Source organism: Nonomuraea sp. NPDC050783, from assembly GCF_040802095.1.
Taxonomy (GTDB): Bacteria; Actinomycetota; Actinomycetes; order Streptosporangiales; family Streptosporangiaceae; genus Nonomuraea.
The window spans coordinates 127,359-142,035 of the sequence record NZ_JBFAHK010000008.1 but is presented as its reverse complement, the minus strand read 5'-3'; the positions used below and the strand labels follow the sequence as shown (position 1 = coordinate 142,035).

12 protein-coding genes and 1 tRNA gene are annotated in these 14,677 nt (G+C 73.5%); 4 read left to right on the top strand and 9 right to left on the bottom strand.

Annotation, left to right across the window (positions count from 1 at the left end; genetic code table 11):
- The first annotated feature begins 7 nt into the window (after positions 1-7).
- The 3 genes from AB0H75_RS23255 (at position 8) to lat (ending at position 3,625) form a co-directional block, all read left to right on the top strand.
- On the top strand, positions 8-1,540 hold the full coding sequence (locus tag AB0H75_RS23255) for a penicillin-binding transpeptidase domain-containing protein (RefSeq protein WP_367799272.1): 1,533 nt from the start codon (positions 8-10) through the stop codon (positions 1,538-1,540).
- Positions 1,541-1,569: 29 nt separating this feature from the next.
- Positions 1,570-2,208 (top strand): hemolysin III family protein, encoded by a 639-nt coding sequence (locus AB0H75_RS23250; RefSeq protein ID WP_367799728.1) that lies wholly within the window; start codon positions 1,570-1,572, stop codon positions 2,206-2,208.
- Between the two features lie 115 nt (positions 2,209-2,323).
- The gene (gene lat, locus AB0H75_RS23245; RefSeq protein ID WP_367799270.1) at positions 2,324-3,625 is read left to right on the top strand and encodes an L-lysine 6-transaminase; all 1,302 of its coding nucleotides are present in this window, start codon (positions 2,324-2,326) and stop codon (positions 3,623-3,625) included.
- On the opposite strand, the gene AB0H75_RS23240 is transcribed toward lat, so the two are convergent.
- Positions 3,615-4,835 (bottom strand): NAD(P)/FAD-dependent oxidoreductase, encoded by a 1,221-nt coding sequence (locus AB0H75_RS23240; RefSeq protein ID WP_367799268.1) that lies wholly within the window; start codon positions 4,833-4,835, stop codon positions 3,615-3,617. The two genes, lat and AB0H75_RS23240, sit on opposite strands and share 11 nt — an antisense overlap.
- Positions 4,836-4,974: 139 nt before the next feature.
- On the opposite strand from AB0H75_RS23240, the gene AB0H75_RS23235 reads away from it, so the two are divergent.
- Positions 4,975-5,649, top strand: coding sequence for a helix-turn-helix domain-containing protein (locus AB0H75_RS23235; RefSeq protein WP_367799267.1), 675 nt, complete (start codon positions 4,975-4,977; stop codon positions 5,647-5,649).
- A gap of 69 nt (positions 5,650-5,718) precedes the next feature.
- Here AB0H75_RS23235 and AB0H75_RS23230 read toward each other — a convergent pair whose 3' ends face one another.
- From AB0H75_RS23230 to AB0H75_RS23195, 8 genes are all read right to left on the bottom strand, one after another.
- Positions 5,719-5,943: a LuxR C-terminal-related transcriptional regulator gene (locus AB0H75_RS23230; RefSeq protein ID WP_367799266.1), complete on the bottom strand. Its 225-nt coding sequence runs from the start codon at positions 5,941-5,943 to the stop codon at positions 5,719-5,721.
- A gap of 160 nt (positions 5,944-6,103) precedes the next feature.
- A tRNA-His gene (locus tag AB0H75_RS23225) sits at positions 6,104-6,176 on the bottom strand.
- A 121-nt stretch (positions 6,177-6,297) separates the two neighbouring features.
- The gene (orn, locus tag AB0H75_RS23220) at positions 6,298-6,891 is read right to left on the bottom strand and encodes an oligoribonuclease (protein WP_367799265.1); all 594 of its coding nucleotides are present in this window, start codon (positions 6,889-6,891) and stop codon (positions 6,298-6,300) included.
- A 68-nt stretch (positions 6,892-6,959) separates the two neighbouring features.
- Entirely contained in the window at positions 6,960-8,081 is a 1,122-nt protein-coding gene (locus AB0H75_RS23215; protein WP_367799264.1) for a DUF2510 domain-containing protein, read from the bottom strand.
- Between the two features lie 49 nt (positions 8,082-8,130).
- A complete protein-coding gene (locus tag AB0H75_RS23210) occupies positions 8,131-9,498 on the bottom strand; it encodes a hypothetical protein (RefSeq protein WP_367799263.1) in 1,368 nt (455 codons plus the stop codon).
- A 24-nt stretch (positions 9,499-9,522) separates the two neighbouring features.
- Positions 9,523-11,214, bottom strand: a complete 1,692-nt coding sequence (locus AB0H75_RS23205) for a protein kinase (protein WP_367799262.1) — start codon at positions 11,212-11,214, stop codon at positions 9,523-9,525.
- A gap of 109 nt (positions 11,215-11,323) precedes the next feature.
- Positions 11,324-13,897: a protein kinase gene (locus AB0H75_RS23200; RefSeq protein ID WP_367799260.1), complete on the bottom strand. Its 2,574-nt coding sequence runs from the start codon at positions 13,895-13,897 to the stop codon at positions 11,324-11,326.
- An 86-nt stretch (positions 13,898-13,983) separates the two neighbouring features.
- Positions 13,984-14,622: a pyridoxamine 5'-phosphate oxidase family protein gene (locus tag AB0H75_RS23195; RefSeq protein WP_367799258.1), complete on the bottom strand. Its 639-nt coding sequence runs from the start codon at positions 14,620-14,622 to the stop codon at positions 13,984-13,986.
- Positions 14,623-14,677 lie beyond the last annotated feature (55 nt).

Below are 14,677 nucleotides of genomic sequence, written 5' to 3'. Positions count from 1 at the left end.
AAACCGTATGCGACGGAGAAAGCTGATTGTGCTCGTGGTCGCGGTCGCGGCGATAGTGGGTGCGGGCGCGTTCGCGGTCGTGGCGGCCGGCCGGGTGAGGGGCAGCGCGGCGCAGACGGCGGCGGCGTACTTCGCGGCCTGGCGCAAGGGGGACGTCCTGGGCATGGAGCGGCTGGTCCACCGGCCGCCCGGCGACTTCGTCACCCGGCACCGGGAGCTGTCGGAGAAGCTGCACGTCGATGCGATCACGCTCACGCCGGGGCCGCTGAGGAGCACGGGCGAGGAGTCGGCCGAGGTGCCGTTCGCGGGCGTGCGGCTGCTCACCGAGCTGGGCTCCTGGCCCTTCGAGAGCACGTTGCGGCTGGCCGTCAGGGACCAGGAGTGGAGGGTCTTATGGACGCCCGAGACGCTGCACCCGCTGCTCAAGGACGGCGCCCGGCTGGAGCTGGGGGAGATCGACACGACCACGGCGGAGTTCCTGACCAGCGAGGGCGCCCGGATCCCGCACGACAGCTACGCCGACGCCTACCTCGACCCGCTCAAGCCGGAGTTCGCCGAGACCCACCAGGGCTGGCAGCTGCTGCTGAAGGCGCCGGGGCAGCCGGACCGGCCGCTGCTGAGCCGGCAGCCCAAGGCGAACGTCGAGCGCACCACCCTCTCGCGCGCGGTCCAGGCGGCCGCCGCCCGCGCCCTGGACGCCGTGGACGACTCCACCATCGTGGTCGTCAGGCCCAGCACCGGCGAGATCCTGGGCCTGGCCGACCGGTTGAAGGAGCACTACAGCGCCGTGCGCGACGTCTTCCCGCCGGGCTCGGTCTTCAAGACGATCACCGCGGCCGCGCTGCTCAGGGCCGGTCTCGACCCGCGGTCCGAGGTGCCGTGCCCCGGCTCGTACACCGTGCCGGGCTTCCGCACGATCACCAACGACGGCGGGGTGGACCGCGGGACGGTCACCTTCGCCGACGCGTTCGCCCATTCCTGCAACACCACCTTCGTCGAGCAGGCCACCACCAGGCTGACCTCGAAGGACCTGGCCGACACCGCGGCCGAGTGGGGGTTCGGCCGGCCGGTGGTGACGGGCATCGGCGGGAGCTGCGGCACGGTGCCGGAGACCACCGACCCGGACACCTTCGCCGAGGACGCGATCGGCCAGGGCGAGGTCGTCACGACCCCGCTGTGCATGGCCGCGCTGGCCGCCGCCGTGCAGAACGGCACCTGGCGCTCGCCCCGCCTGCTGTCGAAGGGGGAGGTACGCCGCATCGACGGCGTCACCAGCGACGACGCCCGCATGGACGAGGACGTCGTGCGGGCGCTCAGGGACCTGATGAGCGCCGTCGTGGACCACGGCACGGCGGCGGACTCGGGGCTGCCCGAGGGCGTGGCGGGCAAGACCGGGACCGCGGAGGTGCCGGACGGGCCGCCGCACGCCTGGTTCATCGGCTACCGCGACGACCTGGCCTTCTGCGTGTTCGTCCGGCACGGCGGGTCGGGGCGCGGGGCCGCGGTGCCCATCGCCGTGCGCTTCCTCAACGGCCTCTAACCTACGGTACCGTAGGTTTTATGACGACCATGACCGTTAAGCCCAGGCTGCGCGGTTGGCTGCACGCGGGGACGCTGCCCGTGGCCCTGGTCGCGGGCTTCGTGCTCGTGGCGCTCGGCCCGACGCTGCAGGCCCGCCTGGCCGCCGCCGTCTACTCGATCACCTCGGGGCTGTTGTTCGGGATCTCGGCGACCTACCACCGCGGCAGCCTCGGGCCGCGGCTGGCCGGCGTCCTGCAGCGCGTCGACCACGCCAACATCTATCTGATCATCGCGGGCACCTACACGCCGTTCGCACTGCTGGCGCTGGAGGGCGCGGCGCGGGTGGCCGTGCTCTGCGTCATCTGGGGCGGGGCGTTCGCGGGCGTGTTGTTCCGGATGTTCTGGCGGGGCGCGCCGCGCTGGCTGTCCACCTCGCTCTACCTGCTGCTCGGCTGGACCGCGATCTTCGTGATGCCGGAGCTGCTGGAGGGGGCGGGAGTGGCCGCCGTCGTGCTCGTGGCGGTGGGCGGCGTGTTCTACTCGGCGGGCGCCGTCGTCTACGGGCTGCGCCGCCCCGACCCCTCGCCCCGCTGGTTCGGCTTCCACGAGGTCTTCCACGCCTTCACCGTGGCGGCGTACCTCGTGCAGTACGTCGCGGTGTCGATCGTGGTCTACACGCACGGGTGACGGCGGAGGCGGGGTTGAAGAACTTCACATATCGGGTAGATGTCCCGTAAATTTTGCGTACGGGCCGGCGCTCCGCCGGAGAAGCGTCGGCCGCTCCGCCCATAGTGGAGGCGACATGGACGTACACACCCGCCTTGCCCGCCACCTGCTCGTCGATGGTTACCGGCTCGTCCTCGACCTGGAGCTGAGCCGCGGCTCCTGGCTCGTGGACGCCCGGGACGGCCGCCGCTACCTCGACTTCTACACGTTCTTCGCCTCCGCCCCGCTGGGCGTGAACCCGCCCTTCGACCCCGACTTCGTCCAGCTCCTCGGCCGGGTCGCCCGGAACAAGCCAGCAAATCCCGACATGTACACCGAGCACCTGGCCGACTTCGTCGAGACCTTCGTCCGCGTGCTCGGCGACCCCGACCTGCCCCACCTGTTCTTCGTCGAGGGCGGCGCCCTGGCCGTCGAGAACGCGCTCAAGACCGCCTTCGACTGGAAGAGCCGCCACAACGAGGCCGCCGGCCGCCCCCGCGACCTCGGCACCAGGGTCATGCACCTGACGCGGGCCTTCCACGGCCGCAGCGGCTACACCCTGAGCCTGACCAACACCGAGCCGGGCAAGACCGACCGCTTCCCGAAGTTCGACTGGCCCCGCATCGACGTGCCCGCCATCCACCTCGGCGACGTCGAGGCGGCCGAGGAGCACGCGCTGGCGCAGGCCCGGGAGGCGTTCGAGCGCCACCCCCACGACATCGCCTGCTTCATCGCCGAGCCCATCCAGGGGGAGGGCGGCGACAACCACATGACGCCCCGCTTCCTCCAGGCCATGCAGGCCCTGTGCCACGAGCACGACGCCCTGTTCGTCCTGGACGAGGTCCAGACCGGCGGCGGCACCACCGGCACCCCGTGGGCCTACCAGCAGCTCGGGCTGGCGCCCGACATCGTGGCGTTCGCCAAGAAGGTCCAGGTCGGCGGCATCATGGCGGGCCGCAGGGTGGACCAGGTGCCCGACAACGTGTTCCGGGTCAGCGGCCGCATCAACTCCACCTGGGGCGGCGGGCTGGTGGACATGGTCCGCAGCCGCGGCATCCTGGAGATCATCGAGCGCGACGGCCTCGTCCGGCGCGCCGCGGCGCTCGGCGAGGTGCTGCTCGAACGCCTCGTCAAGCTGGAGGCCGAGCGTCCCGAGGCGATCTCCGGCGTGCGCGGGCGGGGCCTGATGGCCGCCTTCGACCTGCCCGATCCGGCCGTCAGGGACGCCCTGGTGGCCCGGCTCAGGGAGGAGCACGGCGTGCTCGTGCTGCCCTGCGGCCCCCGCTCGGTGCGGCTGCGCCCGGCGCTCAACATCCCGGAGGCCGACCTCGCCCACGGCCTGCGCGCCCTGGCGGCGGCGCTCGGCGCGCCGCCGCCCGCGCGGGCCGTCACTGGCTGACGCTGGTGGCGGTGCGGCGCGGCCCGAAGTAGCGGTAGAAGAAGTTGATCAGCACGCTCACCCGGTTGCGCCCGCCCAGCAGGTACGCGATGTGGATGAGGATCCACACCAGCCAGGCGGGGAACCCGCGCACCGTGAGCCCGCTGGGCCGCTCCAGCACCGCCTCGGCCTTGCCCACCGTCGCCATGATGCCCGGGTCGGTGTAGTTGAACGGCCGCAGCGGCTCGCCCTTCGCCGCCGCCAGGATCTGCCGGCCCACGTGCTTGCCCATCTGCAGCGCCGGCTGGGCGAGCTGGGGCAGCGGCATGGGCGTCGAGGCCAGGTCGCCGGCCACGAAGATCTCCGGGTGGCCCGGCACGCTCAGCGTCTCGGTGACCGAGACCCGGCCGCCCTTGCCCTGCGGCAGCCCCCAGTCGGCCACCTGCGCGGGCGCGGTGACGCCGAGCGCCCACACGGTGACGTCGCTCGGCACCCGGGTGCCGTCCTGCAGCACCACCGCGTCCGGCTCGACGGAGGCCACCGTGGAGCCCAGCCGCATCCGCACGCCGCGCTTGCGCAGCGCCGTCTCCGCCGCCTGGCGCAGCCTCGGCTTGTACGGGGCCAGCACGTAGTCGAAGCGCTCGACCAGCGTCACGCTCGTCTGCTCCGGCCGGATCTCCGGATGCGTCAGCGGCAGCGTCCCGCGGCGCAGCTCGGCCAGCGTGCCGGCCACCTCCACGCCGGTCGCGCCCGCGCCCACCACCACGACGTTCGTGCTCTCGCGCCGCCCGGCCGCGGTGTCCTCCAGGTAGTGCTGGAGCCGCCGGCGCAGGGTGGTCGCGTCGCCGAGCGAGTAGATGGGCAGCCCGTTCTCCCTGGCGCCCGGCACGTTCAGCCAGTTCGTGGTCACGCCGGTGGCCAGCACCAGGTAGTCGTACTCAAGGGAGGTGCCGTCCTCGAACTCCACCCGCTTCTCGTCCGCCAGCACCTTGCTGAGCGCCGTGCGGCGCGAGCGAACGTTCGGCCACTTGGCGGCGAAAGTCCGGATCGGGTAGGACACGTCCGCCGTGCCCATGCCCGCCGTGGCCACCTGGTAGAGCAGCGGCTGGAACGTGGAGTAGGGGTTGCGGTCGACGACCGTCACCAGCGCTCCGCCCTTGGCCAGCTCCCTGGTGGCCGCCAGCCCGGCGAAGCCCGCTCCTACCACGACGACCCGCGTTCTACGCACCATGACCGGTTTCCTCCCCCTCAATATCGCCATGGACTCCTATGACTCCGTCAGCGTCGGTTAAACCACCGGGCGGGGAAAGGGCCCCCGCCCCTGCCCGCCGTGACGTGCGGTTACGGTGGCCCTGGGGAGGAGATCGCTGATGTCGCAGAAAGTGACCACCATCGAGCGCCTGGGCCGCCGCATCGCCGAACGGCGCGACGCGCTGGGTCTCACGCGCGAGCAACTGGCCGAGCGCGCGGGCGTGGACGCCGGTTACGTCGCCTGTCTGGAGGGGCAGGCCGGCCCGCCGGTGCGCGAGGCGCTGGCCCGGCTCGCCGGGGCGCTGGGGACGACCGTGGCGGAGCTGCTCGGCGCGGACGCCGGCGGCCCCTCCGGCGCCGGGCCCGCCTCCGCCCACCCCGAGCTGCTGGTGCTGGACGAGAAGGAGAGCCTGCGCCTGCTGGAGCCCGGCGGCGTGGGCCGGATCGCCTTCGAGGGCCGCTACGGGCTCACCGTGCTGCCGGTCAACTACCGGCTGCTGGACGGGGCGGTCGTCTTCCGCACCGCCACGGGCGGCACCACGGACGAGGACCTGCGGACCGGCGTGGCGGACGTCGAGTACAAGGTGGCGTTCGAGGTGGACCGGATCGAGGACCTCACGCGGGGCGGGTGGAGCGTTCTGGTGCAGGGCTCCCTGCACCACGTGACGGCCGAGGACGAGCGCGGGCCGGCCGCGGCCACGGGCGTCGAGCCGTGGGTGGGCGGCGACCGCCGGCAGTACCTCAAGATCGTCCCCACCCGCGTCACCGGCCGGCGCATCAAGCCGGGAGCCTGACCGCACCGGGCCGTGCCGTCCGGCACGGCCCGGCACGGCCCGGTGCGGGGCCGGTGGCGCGTTCCGGCGCTACCGGCGGCGGGACTGCCAGAGACCGATGGCGGTGACCCGGCTGTCCACGCCGAGCTTGGCGTAGATCCGGTTCACGTGGTTCTTGACGGTCTTCTCGCTGAGGAACAGGCGCTGCGCGATCTGGCCGTTGGACTGCCCGGTGGCGATGAGGTCCATGACCTCGATCTCGCGCTTGCTCAGGGACGTGAACACGCTGTCGAACGCTGTGTCGTCGACTCTCATCCGGCCTCCGGGGGCGCGAAGACGATCAGATCGCCGAGGCCCCCGTGCTTCCGGCGTTAGCGGTAGACAGTGAGCATAACCCGATTGTGGTGATTTAGGGGCGGTTGTCGGGAGAAAAACGACAACGGCCGGTCCACTGGACCGGCCGTCGCACGTTCAGGGTGAGTGAAGGGACTTGAACCCTCGACACCCAGGACCACAACCTGGTGCTCTGCCAACTGAGCTACACCCACCAAGGCCGCCCCTCGCGAGGCGGCACAGGAAAAGTGTAGCGGGGTTCGGGAGTCTTTACGCCACTCCTTATCCGCCGACCCGCTCCGCGAGTCCTTGCGCGCTACCGCTCCGCGAGCCTCCTCAACCGCTGACCCGCTCCGCGAGCGAGCGCGCGGTCACGGAGTCGGGGCCCGGCTGCTCCACGAAGATCGCCGCGCGGTAGTAGCGCAGCTCCCTGATGCTCTCGGTGATGTCGGCCAGGGCCCGGTGCCCGCCCTGCTTCTCGGGCGCGGCGAAGTAGACCCGCGGATACCACCGCCGCACCAGCTCCTTGATCGACGAGACGTCGATCATCCGGTAGTGCAGATAGCCGTCCACCCCGGGCATGTCGCGGGCCAGGAACGTGCGGTCGGTGCCGATGGAGTTGCCGCACAGCGGCGCCTTCTTCGGCTCGGGCACGTGGCGGCGGATGTAGTCGAGCACGAGCGACTCCGCCTCCGCCAGCGTCACCCCGCTCGCCAGCTCGGGCAGCAGCCCGGAGGCGGTGTGCATCTCGCGCACCACCTGCGACATCTGCTCCAGCGACTCCGGCGGCGGCTTGATGATCACATCGACGCCTTCGTCAAGCTGATTGAGCTCGCTGTCGGTGATGACGCAGGCCACCTCGACCAGCGCGTCGCGCCCAAGGTCGAGCCCGGTCATCTCGCAGTCGATCCAGACCAGCACGTCACTCATACGATCTCCTCGCCCAGCGGCTCGGAGCGACCCGCCCGCTTGTTACCTCACCAGCCTAGTGCCACTGGTCACGCGGGCTTGAGCGAGCCGAGAACCTTGCCCACCACGTCGGTGCCCAGGTTGTCCGGCACGGAGACGTAGAAGATGGCCGGCCGCTCGCCGCCGCCGCGATCCACGAGCACGATCGCGCCGTTCTCCTTCTTCCACTTGTAGCCGTTCTCCTTCGACGCCTTCGTGAAGTCCAGCTCGAACTGCAGCAGCCAGGCGTCGCGGTCGCCGACCTTCATGGCCTTGTCGGCCACGACCTTGCTCTCGTGCGCCACGGAGTAGAACCGGGTCGAGAAGTCCATGAAGACGGCCTGGGCGCTGGTGCGCAGGGCGGTGGCGCCCGTGTACGGGTAGATCTCGTTCAGCACCCCGGTGGAGACGTTGCCGACCCACCTGCCGCCCTTGCCGTCGAAGTCCTCCTGGGAGACGGCCTCCACGCTCGACGTCCAGCGCTGCACGTTCGGCGGCAGGTTGTCCGGGTTGATCTGCTCGGGCACCTTCCAGCCGGCGGGCACCTCGAAGGAGACGCCGCTCTTCGCGTCGGCGATCCGGCCGTCCACGGGCTGGGGCGGCGGCTCGGCGCTCTGGCCCGGCGACGGCTGCCCGGACGGCGGCTCCGCGCTGGGCTCCTCGCTCGGCGGGTCCTGGGGCGCGAAGGTCTCGCGCGGCGGGGGCAGCGCGCCCTGGTCGCCGCCGCGGTTGAGGAGGAAGATCCCGCCCGCCACGATCAGCGCGATCACCACGAGCGCCGCCAGGCCGCCGAACACCCACGGCATCGGGTTGCCCTGCTTGGGCGGCGGCGGTGGCGGGCCGAACCCCGGCCCCGGAGGCTGACCGGCGTTGCCCCAGCTCGGCTGGGTCGGCGCCGGCTGGCCGTAGGCGGACTGCCCGGGGGTCGGCCCGCCGTACTGGAGCGTGGGGTTGGCCGGCGTGGCCGCCCAGCCGGGCTGCGTCTGCTGGGGCCGGCCCTGCTGCTGGAGCGGGGCCTGCGACTGCGGCACGGGGGCCGGTTGCTGCTGGGGCTGCGCCGGCCCCTGCTCCTGGACGTGGGTGGCGTCGGTCCACTGGCTGCCGTCCCACCAGCGGAGCTTGGGCTCGCCATAGGGGTCCGGATACCAGCCCGCGGGGGTCTGGGTGGTCATGTTCGCCAGATTAGTAAGAACCGCTTTGATATGCATTGCTGGACGGAGATCAACACTTGTACGTGAAGCTGACCTTGTCCGTACGCACCGGCCCCGGGCTCAGGACGCGCAGCGTGGCCGTGGCCTTCACGCTGCTCTTGCCGCGCAGCGACCAGCGCAGCGGAAGCTGGTAGGACGTCTGGTCCGAGCGGGTCTGCAGGGTGCCCTTGACGACGTCCTTGTCCAGGTTCTTGCGCCACTCGTAGGCGATCACGCCGGAGGCGCCGTTGGTGACCACCGTGCCGGTGATCAGGGCCGTGCTGTCGCACCCGTACGTCTTCTTCGCCGCCTTGACGTCCACCGAGCCGACCGCGAGGTCCGGCGGGTCGCTCAGCTTGAACCAGGCCAGGACCGCCCCCGCCATGACCACCGCGAAGATCGCGGTCGCGGAGATCGTCCGCCACCGCCGGGACCGGGCCGCCCGGGGGTGCCGGACGCCCGCGCGGTGCACGGTCTCGGCCTCCTCCCGCCCGGACCGCCAGATGCGCTCCGCCGTGGTCTCCGGCCGCTGGGCCCGCGTGTCCACGCCGGGGCCGAACCGCACCGGCCCCGTCCCCGAGCGGCCGGGGACGTGCAGCAGCGTCACGATGTCGCCCTCGTCCCTGGGCGCGGGCGGCGCCGGGGACGCCTGGGCGTAGGGCGGCGGCTGCGCGAAGGCGGAGCGGTCGCGCGCCGCCCGCGCCAGCCCCTCCCTGCTGATCGCCCCGCCGGGCAGCGTGGCCTGCTCAGCCAGCAACGTGCCGCGCGCCGCCGCCAGGCCCAGCGTGCCGGCCATGCCGGCGACCCGCTCGAAGAGCTGGGCCGCCTGCGGGGCGTGCCCCCCGAAGGAGGCGGCCAGCCCGCGCGCCAGCGCCGCCCACCCGGCCGCGTCCCGCTCGGGCGGCGAGACGTGGCCGCGGATGGCGTCGGACAGGCCGCGCTCCGACAGCAGCGCCGCGCCCTCGGACGTGACGACCACCGTGCCGGGGTGCACGGAGCCGTGCGTGACCCCCGCCGCGTGCAGCGCGGACAGCGTCTGCGCGGTCTCCACCAGGGCCGAGGCCGCGCCGGCCGGGTCGATCGGGCCCGCGGTGAGCAGGTCGGCCAGCGTGGGGCTGACCGCCTGGCCGGTGAGCAGCCAGACCTGCTCGCCGGCCGCCACGACGTCCGCGACCGGGATGAGCCCGCCCGTTCCGCCCAGCACCAGCCGCTGGTCGGTCAGGACGGCCTCCACCACCCGCTCGCGCACGCCCGGCAGGCCGATGAGCCGGGCGTCGAACAGCAGGGCGCCGGCCCTGCGGCCGTCGGGCGAGATCGCGTCGATCCAGTTGCCCAGCTCGGTCATCCAGGTGTGCTCGGTGAGCCGGAATCCGGCGATACCGTGCCCAGGGTTGTTCATCGCCGTCGCCCCCCTCGGCGCGCCCTAGCGCTTCCTTCCGCGGCGGCCCGCCGCGCGCTTCCCCTCGCGGCCGCCCGCCGCCCGGCGCCGCGGCGCGAAGGCCACCAGGCCGAGCGGGAGCAACACGGCCGGAGCCACGTCGGCGCGGTTGATCCTCGGCACCTCGCGGGCGATCCTCGGCGACTCCTCCTCGCTCGGCGTGCCGCCGCCGCCGCTGGGCGTGCCGGTCGGCTCGCCGGTCTGGGTGTCCGTGACCGTCGGCTGGGGCCGGGGCCGCGTCGGGCGGGTCGTCGGCGCGCTCGAGGTGCGCGTCGGGGCGGCCGTGCTCGGGCGCCGGGTGCTGGACGGCACGTCCACCTTGCCCGTCGGGTCGGGCTCGTCCGTGTCGGACGCGGCCGGCGTGGGCTTGCGGGTCCTGGACGGCGTCCTGATCGGGCTGCGCGTGGGCCGGGGCCGGGCGCTGCTCCTCGTGGGCGCGGCGGTGGCCGTCGGCTGCGCGGGCGGCTGCGCCGTGGGCGGCGCCTGGCTCTGCGTGGCGGCCGGCGTCTCCTCGGGCGTCTCCTCCGGCGTGGTCTCCTCGGGGGTGGGCGGCTCGGTGTCCTCGGGCGTGGCGGGCTCCCCGGTCTCCGGCGGGGCCGTGCTCGGCGTGACCCTCGTGGTGCCCGCCGACAGGGCGGGCTCGTCCGCACCCGAGGTGATCACGAACACGGCCGCGCCGATCAGCACGGCGACCCCGACCGCCGCCATGGCGATCTTCGCGGGCAGCTTGCGCAGCAGCCCCGCCGGGTCGGGGAAGCGGGTCTCGGCGAGCGCGGTCTCCGTCTCGACCGGCTCCTCCAGCGCGCTCGGGAAGAGCAGGATCAGCAGCCCGGCCAGCGAGGCCAGGCGGCGGCGGCCGCGCTCCTCCCAGTCGGGGCCGTACGCGCCGGCCGCGACGGCCTCCAGCTCGTTCAGGAACGCCTCCGCCGACGGCGGCCGCTCCGCCGGGTCCTTGGCCATGCCGCGCTCGACCAGGCCCTGCAGCGCCGCGGGCACCTCCTCGGCCGGGATCGGCGCGCTCTGGTGCTGGCGGGCCAGCGCGGCCATGTTGGGCGCGCGGAACGGGCGGGCGCCGGTCAGGCACTCGAAGAACACCACGGTGGCCGCGTACACGTCGGTGGCCGGCCCGGCCGGCGAGCCGGACCACTGCTCGGGAGCCATGTACGGCGGCGTGCCCGCGGCCCCGGCGTCCTCGCCGGCCCGGACCGCGATGCCGAAGTCCACCAGCTTGCTGCGGCCGTCCTCCTGCACCATGACGTTCTCGGGCTTGAAGTCGCGGTGCACGACGCCGATCGCGTGCGCCGAGGCCAGGCCCAGGAGCGAGCCCTTGAGCACGGTCAGCGCCGCCTCGGGGCCGGTCGGACCCTGGGAACGCAGGATCTCGCGCAGCGAGACGCCGTTGACCAGCTCCATGACGATCGCCGCGCCGTGGCCGGACTCGACGTAGTCGATCAGCCGGGCGTGGTGGACGCTCTGCAACGTGGCCAGCAGGCGGGCTTCGTGCCGGAAGCGGGCGACGAAGCTCATGTCGGACTTCAGCTCGTTGTTGAGGTACTTGATGGCCACCTCGGCGCCGTCGCGGTCGCGTGTCGCCAGCACGACCCGTCCGGCGGCTCCCGAGCCCAGCTCGCGAACCTCGGTGTAGCCGGGGACCCCCCATTGCCCCTCGCCGTACATGCGGTCTCCTCTGGAGTCGTCTGGGCCCCCACCCGTATCAAACGGTCCGTAGCTTAACCAGACCGCACCGGATTCCTCACCGATATGGAGATAAGTGTGGATGACGATTTCAGTCGATCTCTACCGGTGTGTCGGATGTCTCAGGTTCCGGTTCGGGGCTCGGGGTCTTCGAGGGCTCCTCCCGGGGCGGGCATTCAGCGGTGGATCCGCCGGCCGAGTCGCCGCCGCCGGCCGCCGCCGGATCGGTCGAGGCGGTCACCGACCACCTCGTGCCGCAGGGCAGCTTGACCGGGAAGGTGAAGGTCCGCGTGTACGAGGTCCCGCCCGACAGGGTGGCCGAGTCGGAGCCGCCGCCCTCGCCGCCGGTCGAGTACCGGACGGTGAGGCGTACGGGCTGGGCGTTCGACGTGAGCACCCGCACCGTGGCCGTGATGCCCTCGCTCGCGCTCGCCCGCACGATGCTGACCTGGCGGACCTGCGGCGGGCAGGTCACGGTGGCCCGCGCGGTGGCCGTCCGGTCGCCCGCCGTCACCCGCACCGAGACCGTCGAGCCGCAGGGGCGGGAGTGGAAGGTGTAGGCGAGCGTGCGGCTGTAGGAGGTGCGGCCGGACAGGGTGAGGCTCCGGGTGCCGCCCTGCTCGCCGTCCTTCTCGCCGCCCGCCGCGAACCGGGCCTGGACCGGGATCGCGCCGGTGCCGCTCGCGCTCACCCTGATCGTCGCCCGCGCGGTACGGTCCGGCGCGGCGGCCATGGCGAGGGCGGCCCGCAGCCCGGTCACCCGCGTCGGGCAGGGCGGCACCGACACCGAGGCGGTGCGCGCGCCGCCGGGGGCCGCCGGCGCGGTGGCGAGGGCCAGCGTGACCGTGCTGCCGCAGGGGCGCTCGCCGATGGCCCAGGTCAGCGTGCGGGTGTAGGCCGTCGAGCCGCGCAGGGTCAGGCGCTGGACGCGGCCGCCGGTGCCGGGGGCCGACCAGGTGGCCGTGGCGGTGACGGGGCCGGGGCCGCTCGCTCGCACGGTGACCGTCGTGGTGGCCACGCCGTCGGCGTTCACCGCGAGGTCGCCGAGGCCCACCGCGAGCACGGAGGTGACCGGCGGCCGGACGGTCACGGTGGGGATGGAGGTCACGGTCGGGATGGAGGTCACGGTCGGGATGGAGGTCACGGTCGGGATGGAGGTCACGGTCGGGATGGACGTCACGGTCGGGATGGACGTCACGGTGGGAACGGACGTCACGGTCGGGATGGAGGTCGGGGTCGGCCGCGGTGCCGGGGTTCTCGTCGGCGTTCTCGTCGGCGTCCGCGTCGGGACCCGCGTCGGCGTCCTGGTCGGCCGCGCCGTGGGCCGCGCCGTCGGTCGTGCCGTCGGTCGTGCCGTCGGGCCCGTGTCCGGTACGCGCGTCCGGGTCGGTGCGGGCCCCTGGGAGGGCTCGTCCACCGGCAGGACGGCCTCGGGCACGCTCTCGGGCGTGCCGCCGGCCGGGCTCTCCTCGGGCGCCGGCTCCGGGGTGGACTCCGGCGTCTCCGCGGGCGTCTCCTGGGGCGTCACCTCGGGTGCCGTCGGCGGGGCCGAGGCGGCCTCGGGCCGGACGCTGGTGGGCGGCACGATCGCGGCCGCGCCGAGCGGGCCGGTCGGCGGCCGCTCCCGGTTGGCCAGCATGACCACCGACGCCACCGCCACGGCCGCGGCCAGCCCGCCGCCCATCGCCACCCGCGCGGCGGTGGAGCGTAAGTTGGAGCGCAGGCCCGAGCGCAAGCCCGAGCGCAGCCCGTCGAAGACCGTCCTGGCGAACGACGTCGAGACCTCCGGCGTCGCGGCGGGCGGCGTGGGCAGCAGCAGCGCCAGCAGGCCCACCAGCGCGGCCAGCCGCCGCCGCCCGCGCTCCTCCCAGTCCTCCCCGTACGCCGCCGCGGCCGTGGCCTCCAGCTCGGCCACGAACGCCGCCGCGCCCGCCGGCCGCGCGGCCGGGTCCTTGGCCAGCCCGCGCCTGACCAGCTCGCGTACCGGCGCGGGCGCGTCGTGGAAGGGCACCGGGGCGTGCACGTGCTGGTAGCCGAGCACGCTGGGCTCGGTCGAGCGGTAGGGGCGGTGGCCGGTCAGGCACTCGAAGAAGACCGCGGTGGCCGCGTACACGTCGGTCGAGGGCGAGGCCGGCCGGCCCTCCCACAGCTCCGGCGCCATGTACGGCGGCGTGCCCTCCGGCGCCCCGGCCGCGCCCTGCCGCACCGCGATGCCGAAGTCGACGAGCTTGCTCACCCCGTCGTCCCCGACCAGCACGTTCTCGGGCTTGTAGTCCCGGTGGACGACGCCCATCGCGTGCGCCCCTGCCAGGCCGAGCAGCGAGCCCTTGAGCACGGCCAGCGCCGCCTCCGGCTCGGTGGCGCCGTGCTCGCGCAGCAGCGCGCGCAGCGGGACGCCGTTGACCAGCTCCATGACGATGGCCGCGCCGCCGGTGTCCTGGACGTACTCCCACATCGTGGCGACGTGGGGATGGCGCAGCGTGGTCAGCAGCCGCGCCTCCGACTGGAACCTGGCCACCGCCGCCGCGTCGCGCAGCGAGTGCGGGGACAGGTACTTGATCGCGACCTTGACCCCGGTCTCGTCGTGCACGGCCTGCACCACGCGGCCGCTCGCGCCCGCGCCGAGCTGCTTGACGTGGCTGTAGCCGGGAGCGGTCCACTCCATATGCCATCTCCCATCAGGGTTCGGCCCACCTGATGAGACGTGCGATCAAGAGTGCGGGTTTTCCAGGTGGCACCTGATTTATGGAACTACTCCCGATGGAGGATGTGAACCGGCGGATCGATACCTTCTGGGAGCACCGGATCGGGCTCGGGCGCGCCCCACGACGTGACCAGCGGCAACACCCCGGCCCAAACCGGCAGGGCGTAGTCCTCCTCCTCGTCCACCGGCGGGCCGCCGCGCCTCTTGACCGACGCCTCCTCCAGCGACAGCGCCAGCACGGCCGTGGCCGCCAGCTCCTTGCGGCTCGGCCGCCGGACGTGGTCCCACTGGCCGGGGGCCAACCGCTCCGACAGGGCACGCAGGCCCGCCAGGCGCTCGTCGGGATCGGTGACCAGCCGGGCCCGGCCGTAGACGACGGCCGAGCGGTAGTTGACCGAGTGGTGGAAGATCGAGCGGGCCAGCACGACGCCGTCCAGGTGCGTGACCGTGACGCACACCTCGCCGCCGTCGGCGGCGCGCAGCGACCGGGCGCCCGTGGAGCCGTGCAGGTAGAGGGTGTCGCCGAGGCGGCCGTAGCCGGTGGGCACGACCATCGGGAAGCCGTCCACGACGACGCCGAGGTGGCAGATCAGACCGGTGTCGAGGATCTCGTACAGGTCGTTCCTGTCGGTGCTGCCGCGCTCCTTGGAGCGCCCGAGCGTGGTGCGCGGAGTGGTGGAGAGCATGATTCGACCGTACGCGCGAAGTGGACCTAACCTGGAGGGCCACTATCGACCCCTT